Here is a 12,392-nt window from a genome sequence, read left to right on the forward strand (position 1 = left end):
TCGCGGCGTCTTTACCGAGCGTGTGGGTTGATGATGCAGGCCGACTGCGCGGGGGGCGACATCACCAACGCCAACGCCGCGTGGCTACAGACCTTTGGCCGGTTGCGCGGCGGGACCTCGCGTGAGGTGGCTCGCGCCGAGCTCGCGCGCCTGACGAGCGATCGGGTCGCCTCCGGCGCCGAGACGGCGGACTGGAAGACGCACAACAGCGTCACGCTGTCGCGCCTGTGGGGGCTCCCGTCCGAGGCGGGGACGGCGGTCTTCGGCTTCCTGGCGTTGCTCCTGGCGGCTTCGGCCATGGTGCTCATGATCGCCAGCGTCAACGTGGCCGCGATGCTCCTGGCACGCGCCGTCGGGCGTCGTCGTGAGATGGCGGTTCGCCTCGCACTCGGCGCCGGGCGCCACCGGTTGGTGCGTCAGCTCCTCACCGAGAGCGTCCTGCTCTTCCTGGTGGGAGCGGCAGGCGGGGTCGCGCTCGCCACGCAGGGCACGCGAGCGCTGGAGCGTGTGGACTTCCACGCCGAGGTGCCGATTGCACTCGACCTGGCCCCCGATGCCCGCGTCCTCGCCTTCGCACGGATCACGGCGCTCGTCACGGTGTCGTGTTCGGCCGGCCCGGCGCTCAGGGTCTCGCCTCGACCTCAAGATCCGTGGTTCCGACACCGCAGGAGTGGGAGCCGCCGCTCGCGCTCGCGCAGCATCCTCATCGTCGGGCAGGTGGCGTTCTCGTCCCTTCTCCTCGTCGCGGCGGGGCTCTTCCTGCGCGCGCTCGATCGCGGCGAACGCGTCGACCCGGGGATGGACGTGAACAACGTCGCGGTGGCGTCGTTCGACGCCGAGTCGTACGGCTACGACGAAGCCCGCGCGCGCCAATTCTATCGCGTACTCAAGGAACGGCTGCAGACCCTTCCCGGGGTCGAGGCGGTGTCGTCGACACGCGTGCTCTAGAGCGACATGGGGCGGAGATCGTGGTCGGGGCGACGCGCCGCCGAAGGGCGGGGGATCGACCAGCTTTGCCTCGGTCGATCCGCTACTGGTCACGCATCGATCCTCGGGCGCGGGCTGCAGCCGCGCGATGCCGCGGCGGCGTGGCCGTGGTGAACGAGCGGTTCGCGGTGCACTTCTTCGGTGCGGGCGACGCCGTGGGGCGGACGTTCCGGCTCGACAGCAGCTGGTGGTGGGTGGCGGGATGCGACTGGTGGGGATCGGGATGACGATCGGGCTCGCCCTCGCGCTTGGCGCCACGCGGCTCATGCGCGCCTTCCTCTTCGACGTCTCACCGTCCGACGGCCTCACCTTCGCCGGCGTGTCGGCGCTGCTCACGGCGGTCGCCTTCCTCGCCAGCTATCTCCCCGCGCGACGCCGCCGCCGCGGTGGAGCCGTCGCTGGCGCTGCGACAGGAGTAGCGGCGGCCCGTCTGAAACGGTCTGAGCGGCGGGCGGTGCCTGCGCCACCGCTCTGCTTGGCCACGTACGGCGCGGTATCCACCCCCGCTCACGAGCGCGCGATGAGCTGTGCCAGCACCAGCTTGAGCACGGTGGCAAGGGGGAAGACCGCCGCATATCCCACGTTAGGTGTGTCGTCGAGGCGCTGCGAGAGCGCGGCGCTCAGGGCCGCCGGCTGCGTGTGCACGCCGGCAATCATCCCTTCGAGTACCCCCTCGGGCACCTTGAACAGGTAGCGACCGGCCATGAGCAGCGTCGCCGCCGACGCGAGCGAGACGGCCGCGCCGACCGCCACGATGCCGAGCGTCGACGGCTCATGCAGCGCCGCCCACGAGGCATAGCCGCTGCGCGTCCCGATCCCAGCAAAGAAGAGGAGCAAACCCAGCTCGCGCAGCGTGAGGCTCACGCCGTACGGAATGCCCCAGACGAACGGCCCGGTGCGCCCGAGCGCCCCCAGAAACATCGCGACGACGAGCGGGCCGCCCGCGAGCCCGAGGCGAACGGTGAGGCCGCCGGGGAGTGGGAACGGAATCAGCCCCACGCCGATCCCCACCACGATGCCGAAGGCAAAGGAGAGCACGTCGAACTCGCTCACGGCGCGATACGAGTCGCCCAGGAAGGCGCTGATCGCCGGGAGGTTCTCTCGGCGGGTGAGGACGCGCACCCGGTCGCCGAGCTGCAGGACCGTGTTGCCGTCGGGAATCCAATCGGCGTCGCCGCGCCGTATGGCGGTGACGATCGCCCCGTACTGCTGGATGAGGTCGAGTTCACGCAGCGAGTGGCCGGCCACGCGCGCATTGGAGACGAAGATGCGGCGCACGTCGAGTTCGCGCCGATCCAGGTTGATCATCTCGGTGCTGCGTTCACCCAGTCGGTCGACGAGCCGCGCCACGTCACGCGCCTCTCCCACGGCGGTCACCAGGTCGCCTAACGCGAGCACCGTCCCGTTGGTCGCCAGCTCGACCTTGCCGTCCACGCGCCGCACGCGACCGGGCTGCACCCGCCCTCCCGCCTCGCGCATCAGCGCCTCGAGCGAGATCCCGATCGCATCGTCGCGGGTCACCTGCATCGTCCCCACGATCAATCCCCCGGATCCCGCGCGCTCCCGGCTCGCCGCGGGCCAGCTGTGCGAGGTCCGGGCGTCGTTGGGCACTTCGCCGCGCAGGAATCGAGGGACGAGGGCGATGGCCAGGATGGGGATCACGACCCCCAGCGGATAGCTCACCGAGTAGGCCACGACCGGCGCCGACTGTACCGCCTCGCCAGCCAGCGTCCCGTGCCCGCGCAGCAATTCGAGCACGGCGGCCAACGCGGGCGTGTTGGTGACGCCGCCGGCAAACAGCCCGGCCGCCGATCCGGCGTTCACGCCCAGAAGACGCCCGCCGAGCCATGCCACCACCGCTGCGGCCGCGAGCGCCATCGTCACCAGCGCGCCATTGCGCGCACCGTGCCGCCTGAGCGTGACCAGGAAGCCGGGGCCGCTACTGAGCCCCACCGAGTAGACGAAGAGGCAGAGGCCGAGGAGATGCACCACTTCGGGGAGGCGCAACCGCTCGTCGAGCGCGCCGATCGCCAGCCCCGCGAAGAGGATCGCGGCGATTCCCAGGCTCACCCCGCGCACCTGGAGGCGCCCTATCGGATACCCGACGGCGACGACGGCGAAGAGGAGGAGGAGCGGGTTTCCGGCGAGAAGATCGAGAAGCGGCGCCACCCCCGGACTATGTCACCCCCAAGGGGCGAATGACAGCGGGGAGGTGCCGCGTCTCCGTGTGCGGAGGGCCCGCACGGGCGAAGGGCGACGCGCCGTCGCGAGTTGGCGCCTAGTAGTCGCCGCTGGCGAACGCCATGAGCAGCAGGACGAAGCCCACCGCCAGCGCCCCGGTCCCCACCAGCGCCGGCTTGGAGCCCAGGCGCACGCCGCCATAGATCGCCGACGTGTTGCGTCCTTCGGCGCGCAGCATGTCCATGCGCACCACGATCGCGCCATAGTCGGCGGCGTTGAGCGCCACGTCGCCCGTGAGTCCGGTCCCGGTGCGGGTCCCGGAGCGGCCATTCGTCGTGCCGCGAATCACGCCGCCGCCCACGTCGAGGGCGGCACCATCGCTGCCCAGCCAGCGCCGGTAGCGCCCCTTCAGCCCCACGTCGCCCCCGCTGTCGCCGAAGCCCAGCAACAGGGTCGCGCCAAGCGCCGCGCGCGGGCCGCGATTCGTCATCATCCCGACCTCCCACGAGAGCTGGCTCGACATGTCGTTCTCCGTGTAGGAGGTCGTCGTCGGTTGGCCGTCGCTCCCCGTGTAGGTCTGCGAGTAGCTCTCGGTGCTGCCGGCCGCGCGCGCGTAGTAGCCGAGCTCCGTGAGCACGAAGCGCTGGCAGTGCGGGGCCGGACGCCCGCGATAGCAGAGCCGCGTCGGGGTCACGGTCGAATCCTGTGCCGTCAGCTGCACCGCAACCGTGCCGCACGCGGTGACGAGCACGATCGCAAGTGAGGGGAGGCGCATGGAAGCTCGGAACGCGGGTGGGCTTCGACAGAGACTGCGGTGACGCTACGAGTACCGCGTCCGTTGCGCCATGGGCGCTACGCCGACGCGGACGCCGCCATCCCGGCCGCGCGCCCCGTCGCCCAGGCCCACAGGAAGTTGTAGCCACCGATGGGGCCAAAGGCATCGAGCACCTCGCCACACACGTACAGCCCCGGATGCCGACGGCTCTCCATCGTGCGCGGGTTGACCTCGGCCAGGTCGAGGCCGCCGCCCGTGACTTCTGCCTTCTTGTAGCCTTCATCGCCCGACCAGGGGAGCGAACCGCGCACCAGCGTCTCCACCAGCCGCAACCGCTCCTCGCGCCGCAGCTCGGCCAGCGTGCGCGTCGGGTCGACGTGGGCCGCCGTGATCAGCACCTGCGCCAACCGTTCGGGCATCTCCTGCCGCAACGCGCCGACGACCGTGCGCGCGCCGTGTGGGCGCAACGCCACCTCCCACTCCGCGTCGCCGAGCGCCGTCCACTGCACCGTCACGCGCGCACTGCGGTCTCCTTCCAGCCGTGAGCGCGCAACGACGTGCGACACGTTGAGCGCCGCCGGCCCACTGTAGCCGTGGTGCGTGAAGAGAAAGCCGCCGCGCCACGACGCCTGGCGCATCGCATCGCGCGCGGTGAGCGTGACGGTGAGCGAGACGCCGCTGAGCGCCGCAAAGGCCGCGTCGTTGGACGTGAGCGGGGTGAGCGCGGGATAGGTCGGGTGCATCGCATGACCGAGCGCACCGAGTACGCGCAGCCCCAACCCGTCGCTCCCGGTGAGGGGAACGCTCAAGCCGCCGGTGGCGACGATGATGGCGTCGGCATCGACCGGCGCCGCGCCGTCGATGGTGACGCGCCACCCGCCAGCGTGCGGCGCGAAGCCGGTGACCAACGTGTCGAAGCGAATCTCGGCCCCGTCTCGCCGGGCCCGCGCCAGCAGCGCATCGCGCACGTCGCGCGCCTTGTGCGACGCGGGAAAGCGCTTGAGCGACTCGACTTCCTCAACCAATGGAACGCCGAGTTCATCCTCGAAGAAGCGCACCTGGGCGTCGAGCGGCCAGCTGCGCACGATCTTCCGGAGCGTGTTGGCCGAGGAGTCGGTGACAAAGCGCGACTCGTCAACGGTGAGCGGGAGGACGTTGCACCGGCCGCCCCCGCTGATCAGGATCTTGCGACCGCCGTCGCGCGTGCGTTCGAGCAGCGTCGTGCGCGCGCCACCGCGTGCGGCAAAGATCGCCGCCATGCTCCCTGCGGCGCCTGCGCCGATGACCACGATGTGCGTCATGGGTGGAGGATAGCGGATCGGCAGGGGACGCGCTGGCGCGTCGCTGCACCCGTCGATCGGCGCCGATACGGAATCGGGATGGCGACGACGCGCGCGTTGCATCTGCCCGATGACGCGCCCGTGTCGCCGCTGCTCAGCACTCCCGGGCGCGATGCGCCTTCGGTTGGCAGCGAAAGCCCTCGATGCGCCACAGCCCGCGGCCCTCGGCTTGCGCCCGCGCCTGGGCCGCGTCCAGCAGCGCCGCATAGCGCACGTTAGGCTGGTAGTGCAGCGTCACCCCCCACCCGTGTCGCACCAGGTCCCAATTCACCATGCGCCCCTTGTACCAGACGTACTCGAGGCGGCGTCCGTAGCGATCGCGTGCCTCGGCGTCGCTCTCCAGCAGGACGACGGCGCCGAACGGAACGAACGACGCCAGAGCCGCCGTGGCCGCGCTGCCATAGGGTTCCTGGTCGGGCTCCGGGGTGTCGAGGCCGATGAGCCGTACCTTGCCCAGCGCGTCGCACTCGATCGTGTCACCGTCGGAGATGCGAGAGACCGTGCACTCGATCGTCGGGCCGGTTGGCGCCGACGGCGGTGTGTCGTCGCCAGCGGCAGCGATCGGTCCGAGGAGCGATGAGGGCGACGCATCGGGGCGGTCGGTGGCCGGCGGCGCGGATCGGCCGCCGCAGGCGCGCCCGCCGTTGGCGCGATAGCCTTTGGCCCGTGCCGCCATCTCGGCGAGGAACTCCCCCTGCGCCGTCTTGCCGAAGTACGTCGTCCCCGCACAGTGATAGACCCCGGACCGCGTGTTGACCCAGACGCTGTCCGCACCCTGCGCCCCGAGCCGTGACGTGGCTCCCGCCAGCTGCATCACCCCGGCGCCGAGCGCCACCACCAGCCACCGCACCCCCGAAGATCTCCCCCGCATCATCCCCCTCCTGTTCGCCGTGGATCGGTAGCCTCGACGTGGCGTGGCAATCGGTCGAGCCGTGGTACCGGCGGTTGCCACCGGTATTGTGCCCCGCCCTCTTGCCATCTCGAATCGTTGCCCGAAGTTCTGCTGTCCTACCCTCTGACAACGTAGTGTCCCGTCCCGTCACCATCCGGTTCCGCCCCATGGCCATCGCCGCTCCGCGCCCCGCACCGCGCGCCCACTCCCTCGCCCGTCGCTCCGTTCCACTCGTCATGGCCCTCGGGGGCGTGATCGCCTGCGGAGGCAAGGAGGCACCGCCACCGGCCGCCAGCGCCCCCGCGCCGACCATTGCCGCGATCGATTCGCTCGTCGCCGAGAGCATGCGCGACGGCAAGGTGCCGGGGATGTCGGTCACCATCGTGCGCAACGACTCGGTGATCCACAGCAAGGGCTACGGCCTCGCGAACCTCGAGCAGCAACGCCCGATGACCGATTCCACCCCGGTCGTCATCGGCTCCACGAGCAAGACGATCACCGCCTTCGCCATCATGCAGCTGGTCGACTCGGGGAAGGTGGCGCTCGACTCCACCGTGCCGCACTACCTCGCCCTCCTCGGTGCGCCGACGGCGGCAGGCACGCAGGTGGCGAAGGCGACACCGGTCGACCCGCGCTTCAATGCGATCACCGTGCGACACCTGCTCACCAACGTGAGTGGGATCCCCGCCGGCTTCGCGGGCGAGCCGTTCGACGTGCTCGACACCGCGACGACCGCGCTCGAGGCGCTCGCCCGCGACGACATGCTCACCCGCCCGCTCGATTTCGCGCCGGGCAAGGGCTACACGTACTCCAATCGCGGCTTCTCGCTCGCCTCGCTCGTGGTGCAGGACGCCTCGGGGCTCTCGTACGAGGACTACATCAACTCGCGCATCTTCGCCCCGCTCGGGATGCGGCACAGCACTGGGCGCTTCTGGGAGGGACCGTCGCGCGGGATGGTGCAGGGCTATCGCGAGTCGGTCGATGGCAAGCCGGTGGTCAGCGCCCCCGCCTTGGGACGCGGTCACACCGGATCGGGGATGATCCTCTCCACCTCGCGCGACATCGGGCAATTCCTGCGCGCCATCCTCAACGGCGGACGTGCGGCTGACGGAACGCAGCTGCTCTCGGCGGCCAGTACCGCCGAACTCCTGCGCGCGCAGCAGCCCGCCGAGTCGGAGTTGGGCGGGCCCACGACGTATGCGCTGGGGTGGGAGGTGCATGACCTCAACGGCGTCCCGATGATCATGAAGGGCGGAAGCGTCATTTCCATGGGATCGCTCTTCGTCATGCTCCCGCAGCAGAAGATCGGCATCGCGATGCTCATCAACGATGTGGACTACGGCAAGCTGCAGCTCCTGCAGAATGTCGTGAAGCACCTGCTCGGCGCCCCCACCACGCCGTATGGGGCGGCCCCCGCCGCCGCACCGGTCGCGGCCACCGGCTACCGCGCCACCCCCGAGCGGCTGCGCGACGTGGCGGGCGAGTACATGACGCGCGCAGGGCTCATGCGGGTGACACTGCGTGGCGACACCGTGGCCGCGCGCTACGAGGGGCGCGACGTGATCCTCGAGCCGGCCTCCGACAGCTCGTTCATCATGCGCAGCGTGATCCGCGACCAGGAAGGACACCTCGTCACCATCAAGCGCTGCGGCACGACCATGTGCGCCTGGATGGAAGGCGATTCCAGTGCCGTCAAGCGTTAGGCATCTCACTCCACTCACCCGGCCACGCCGCCCTATGCGACTTTCCGCCACGCTCGTCCTGCTCGCCCTCGCCGTCCCTGGCGTCGGGCAGGCACAGGGCACCCGCTCGTGCACCCCCACCGACGCGACGCGACGCATCGAGGCGCGCCTGCAATCCGTCGTCGACTCGATCCAGCGCAGCGCCCCTGCCGTCCCGGGGATCACCCTCTCCGTCGTAGCGCCGCGCCTCTGCCTCGACTGGCACGGTGCGGCGGGGGTCGCCGACCGCGCCACCAAGGCACCGCTCTCCGCGCGGCACCCCACGCGCATCGCCAGCAACACCAAGACCTACACGGCCGCAGCAATCCTCCGGCTCATGGAGATGGGCAAGCTGTCGCTCGACGACCCCGTCACCAAGCACGTCCCCGCCGCCGACCTCGCCTCACTCCGGCGTGACGGCTACGACCTGGACCGCATCACCATCGCCCACCTCCTGAGCCACACCGGAGGGCTTTACGACTACGCGATGGACGCGCGCTTCGCCCCCATCATCTTCCGCGACCCCACGCATCGCTGGACGCGCGCGGAACAGGTCGACTCGGCCGTCGTGTGGGGGGCGCCGTACAACGCGCCGGGCGCGGGCTATCACTACACCGACACCGGCTACATCCTGCTCGGCCAGATCGTCGAGCGCCTGAGCGCCCAGGGGTTGGCCGAGGCGTTCCGGTCGCTCCTGCACTACGACGCGTTAGGGCTGCGTGCCACGTGGCTGGAGACGCTCGAGCCGCGCCCGGCCACCACCATCGACCTCGCCCACCAGTACTTCGACTCGACCGACACGCGAGGCATCGATCCCTCGTTCGACCTGTATGGCGGCGGCGGCCTCGCCGCGACCACCGGTGACATGGCGCGCTTCACCCGAGCGCTCTTCGTGGGCGGCGTCTACGCCAAGCCGTCGACCATCACCACCATGACGACGATCCCCACCGGGATCACCGGTGAGCGTGCGTACGCGCTGGGGATCTATCGCCAGCAGGTCGCCGGCGAGGTGCTGTGGGGGCACACGGGGTTCTGGAACACCTTTTCGTTCCACATCCCGGCCAAGGATGTGACCATCGCCGGCACCATCACGCTGCAGGGGCGCAGCGCGGTCGCGCGCGCGTTGCTCACCAGCGCCGTCGAAGCGGTCGTGAAGTAGGGCCAGCGCTCGTCAGCCCATCGCGGGGCGCGTCACGAGACACTCGTGGCCGCGCCCCGCTCGTTTCCGGGGGCGCGCGCCTAACGCCTGGCGCCAAACGCCGAGAGCGCCACGCGCAGCGCCTCGTGCGTGTTGGCGTATTCCGCGAGTGGGATCCCGCTGGCGATCGCCTCCCACGCCTGGCGAATGCTCGCGGCACCGCCGGCCGGCCCCATGGGGTGCCCGAAGACACCGCGTCCGGGAACGAAGCCGAAGTCCACGGTCCCCAGGCGGCGATACACCGCTTCCAGCGTCGCCGCCGAGTCGCTCCCCCCGGGAACCGGGAGGCTCGGGCGAATAGATCCCATCGGCTCCAGGCAGGCGCGTACGCTGTCCAGCACCTCGTGCTCCGGGGTCATCATGCGATCGCCGAAGCCAGGCATGATGATCACGTCGGCGCCCGCCAGGCGTTGCAGCCGCGTGAAGACCCGCGCGTGCGCACCGTGCGACGGCACTCGGCTGAACGATGCGATGAAGGGAAAGTGCGTCACCAGCGGCACGCGCGCATGTCGTCGCAACGAGCGCACGCCGCTCAACCCCACCGGCATCGCATTGACCATCACCATGCGGGCGCCGGCGCTCACCGCCACGTCGTGCAAGGCGTGGAGCCGGTCCACTTCGTCGGTGATGTTGGCCAGGTAGACCTTCGGCTCCCCCATCTCGCGCTCGGCGCGCCGGCTGGCCTCACCCAGCAATGCGGCGCGCTCGGCGAGCGGCGACCAGTCGACATCCGCCAGCATCTCGTCGTCCTTGGCGATGTCGAGCCCGCCCAGCCACCCCTGATAGCCCAGGTCGGCGAAGGGCGCGGGCGGCAATCCGATGTTGGGCTTGATGACGCCGAAGAAGATCGGGCGGTCGTACGCCTTGAGCAGCGCGCGCACCCCCGCCACGCCGAACTGCGGCCCCTCGAACTGCGCGACGTACGAATCGGGGAAGCGAATGTCCTCGAGCCGGATGAGCGGGATCCCCGGCGAGAAGTACGGCCCCTCGCCGAGGACTGCCGTGAGGAGGTTGGGGAAGCGCGCGCCGAAGTTACCATGTGGATGCGCGATGGTGACGCGGCAGGCATGCACCGGACCACGTGGCGCGTTAGGCACGGTGATCGAGAAGCCGCCCGGGAGCGCCGTGGCCTCCAGCTCCAGCACCTTGGCCCCGAAGCGCGGACGGTAGTCCTCGTCGATCCCCACGCGCTTCCACTGGGCAGTCGACTGCTCGCTCGCCAGGTGCGCGGCCGCCGCGCGGGGGTCGCCGACGCATTCGAAGGTATAGTCGAGCTCGAGGTACGCCTCGGCGTCGAGCGCGTCGCGCCGTGTGAAGAACGCCGCGATGTCGTCACGCGTCATGACGTCACTCCGCGCGCATGAGATGCAGGTGCACCTCGCGCCGTTCGCGGGGACCGTCCAGTTCGATGAAGAAGAGCGACTGCCACCCGCCCATCACCAGCTCGCCATCGGCCACCGGGATGGACTCCGATGCATTCATGAAGAGCCCGATCAGGTGCGAGTGCGCGTTGAGGCGGTCGTCCACCGGGGCGCGGTTGTGCCCGTAGTCCGCGTCGGCGGGGGCCAGCCGTTCCAGGAAACGCACCATGTCACGCTGCAACTCCGTCTCCCGCTCATTGATCGTGATGCGCGCCGTGGTATGCGGCGACATCACCGTCAGCAGCCCGTCGCGGATTCCGCTCCCCCTCACCCAGCTACGCAGCCGTTCCGTGAGGTCGACGATTTCGATGGGGTGGGTGGTGGAAATGGCGAGGCGATGGTGGATCGGCGGCATGCGGCAACGACAGGGGGCAGGGGCAACGGGCGACGCCCCACCAGGGGTAGCGGGGGGATGCGTGGCCCGCATGCTCATACGGTCGCGGGCATGTCGCAAGGGGGGAGGCTCCGCCGCGAAGTCGCGAAGCCCCGGCTTGTCGTCAGGACCGCGGTTCGACGGGGCCGGTACGCGCCCGCGTCACTCGATCTTCCGCTCCCCCGACCCGATGACCATGAACACCGCGCCCCCACCGCCGCAATCGCCGCCGTCACCACGAACGCCGTCGTGTAGCTCCCCGAGCGTTGCACCAGCCACCCCGTCACCGCCACGCCGATGATTCCGGGGATGGTGGCGAAGGTGTTGCTGATCCCCCAGATCACGTCCGCATAACGAGGGGCGATATCGAACGAATTGGCGGCAAAGCCGGCCAGGCAGCACCCGAGGCAGGCCGAGGCGCTCGACATCAGGAAGACCCCCATGCCGGGCGAGGTCGCCAGCGGAACCATCAGCAGGAAGGTCGCGCACCCGAACAGCCCGATCGCCTGCATCAGCTTGCGCACGTAGGTCGCGCTGCGCCCCTGTCGCATGAGGCGGTCGGCCGTGCTCCCGGCAAAGTTGGCCATGACGAACGTCGCCAGCGGTGGGGCCGCCGAGAGGAGGCCGGCGCTCGCGAGCGAGACGTTGAACGTCGCCTTGAAGTACGACGGGAGCCACGCCAGCAGGACGTACAGCGACCAGTTGTTGCAGAAGTGATTGACGATGATCGCCCACACCGCCGGCGTGCGCAGGATGCGCCCCCACGGGATCGTGCGCGATGCGTTGGTCGCTTCCTCGGGGATCCCGCGCCCCGCGCTCACCTTGGTGAACCAGGCCACCGCCCACACGAGTCCCACCAGCCCAAAGGCGTAGAACGGCACCGGCCAGCCGTACTCGCGCACCAGCCATCCCGTCACCGGAAGCGAGAAGACCGTCCCGATGGACAGCCCGCTGGAAAAGAGTGCCACCGCGCGCGACCGCTGCGCCGCGGGGACCCAGCGCCCCACCATGTTGATGCAGGCGGGGAAGACCGCGGCTTCGCCGAGCCCGAGTGCGATGCGCGAGGCGATGAGCGTCGCGAGCCCGAGCGAGGCGGCCACCGGGGTGAGCATGGTGAAGGCCGACCACCAGATCACCGCTACCCCTAACAGGAGCTTGCCGCCGTACTTGTTGGCGAGCCCCGCACTCACCACCTGCAGCAGGATGTAGCCGACGAAGAACGACGACAGGACGAAGCCCTTGGTCGTCTCGCTCCACTTGAATTCCTCCTGCATCGCGATCGCCGCCACCGAGATGTTGGTGCGGTCGATGTACGAGATGAATACGGCGGCGAAGCAGAGGAGGACGACGGTGTAGGCGGGGGACCAGCGGGGGGCGGGGGCGGCTGCCGATGAGGGGGATGACATGGGGGACGAATTGACTGCAAGGTGAGCTGTAGCAGAAGGGGTCGGTTTCAGGAGGCGCTTTCAAGGGGTCAGAGTCCTTGAACGCGTGGCGCTCTGTT

At 70.0% G+C, this 12,392-nt stretch carries 11 protein-coding genes; 4 read left to right on the plus strand and 7 right to left on the minus strand.

Annotated features, from left to right (window positions below):
* The first annotated feature begins 30 nt into the window (after positions 1-30).
* Both IPN47_27360 and IPN47_27365 read left to right on the plus strand, forming a co-directional pair.
* Positions 31-948, plus strand: coding sequence for an FtsX-like permease family protein (locus IPN47_27360; protein ID MBK9411701.1), 918 nt, complete (start codon positions 31-33; stop codon positions 946-948).
* Positions 949-1,013: 65 nt separating this feature from the next.
* A complete protein-coding gene (locus tag IPN47_27365) occupies positions 1,014-1,214 on the plus strand; it encodes a hypothetical protein (GenBank protein ID MBK9411702.1) in 201 nt (66 codons plus the stop codon).
* Between the two features lie 280 nt (positions 1,215-1,494).
* Here IPN47_27365 and IPN47_27370 read toward each other — a convergent pair whose 3' ends face one another.
* From IPN47_27370 to IPN47_27385, 4 genes are all read right to left on the minus strand, one after another.
* A complete protein-coding gene (locus tag IPN47_27370; GenBank protein MBK9411703.1) occupies positions 1,495-3,156 on the minus strand; it encodes a transporter in 1,662 nt (553 codons plus the stop codon).
* Between the two features lie 109 nt (positions 3,157-3,265).
* Positions 3,266-3,943 (minus strand): hypothetical protein, encoded by a 678-nt coding sequence (locus IPN47_27375; protein MBK9411704.1) that lies wholly within the window; start codon positions 3,941-3,943, stop codon positions 3,266-3,268.
* Between the two features lie 77 nt (positions 3,944-4,020).
* The gene (locus tag IPN47_27380; GenBank protein ID MBK9411705.1) at positions 4,021-5,244 is read right to left on the minus strand and encodes an aminoacetone oxidase family FAD-binding enzyme; all 1,224 of its coding nucleotides are present in this window, start codon (positions 5,242-5,244) and stop codon (positions 4,021-4,023) included.
* A gap of 133 nt (positions 5,245-5,377) precedes the next feature.
* Positions 5,378-6,157, minus strand: a complete 780-nt coding sequence (locus tag IPN47_27385) for a thermonuclease family protein (GenBank protein MBK9411706.1) — start codon at positions 6,155-6,157, stop codon at positions 5,378-5,380.
* A gap of 152 nt (positions 6,158-6,309) precedes the next feature.
* On the opposite strand from IPN47_27385, the gene IPN47_27390 reads away from it, so the two are divergent.
* Together IPN47_27390 and IPN47_27395 are read left to right on the plus strand one after the other, a co-directional pair.
* Positions 6,310-7,878, plus strand: a complete 1,569-nt coding sequence (locus IPN47_27390; GenBank protein ID MBK9411707.1) for a beta-lactamase family protein — start codon at positions 6,310-6,312, stop codon at positions 7,876-7,878.
* Between the two features lie 34 nt (positions 7,879-7,912).
* Positions 7,913-9,055: a beta-lactamase family protein gene (locus tag IPN47_27395; protein MBK9411708.1), complete on the plus strand. Its 1,143-nt coding sequence runs from the start codon at positions 7,913-7,915 to the stop codon at positions 9,053-9,055.
* Between the two features lie 80 nt (positions 9,056-9,135).
* Here IPN47_27395 and IPN47_27400 read toward each other — a convergent pair whose 3' ends face one another.
* The 3 genes from IPN47_27400 to IPN47_27410 form a co-directional block, all read right to left on the minus strand.
* Positions 9,136-10,437, minus strand: a complete 1,302-nt coding sequence (locus IPN47_27400; protein ID MBK9411709.1) for a ribulose 1,5-bisphosphate carboxylase — start codon at positions 10,435-10,437, stop codon at positions 9,136-9,138.
* 4 nt (positions 10,438-10,441) lie between these two features.
* Positions 10,442-10,870 (minus strand): YjbQ family protein, encoded by a 429-nt coding sequence (locus IPN47_27405; protein ID MBK9411710.1) that lies wholly within the window; start codon positions 10,868-10,870, stop codon positions 10,442-10,444.
* 74 nt (positions 10,871-10,944) lie between these two features.
* Positions 10,945-12,294 carry an ACS family MFS transporter gene (locus tag IPN47_27410; GenBank protein ID MBK9411711.1) on the minus strand — a complete coding sequence of 450 codons (1,350 nt, stop codon included), beginning with the start codon at positions 12,292-12,294 and terminating at the stop codon, positions 10,945-10,947.
* Positions 12,295-12,392: the final 98 nt, after the last annotated feature.

Source organism: Gemmatimonadota bacterium, from assembly GCA_016719105.1.
Taxonomy (GTDB): Bacteria; Gemmatimonadota; Gemmatimonadetes; order Gemmatimonadales; family Gemmatimonadaceae; genus SCN-70-22.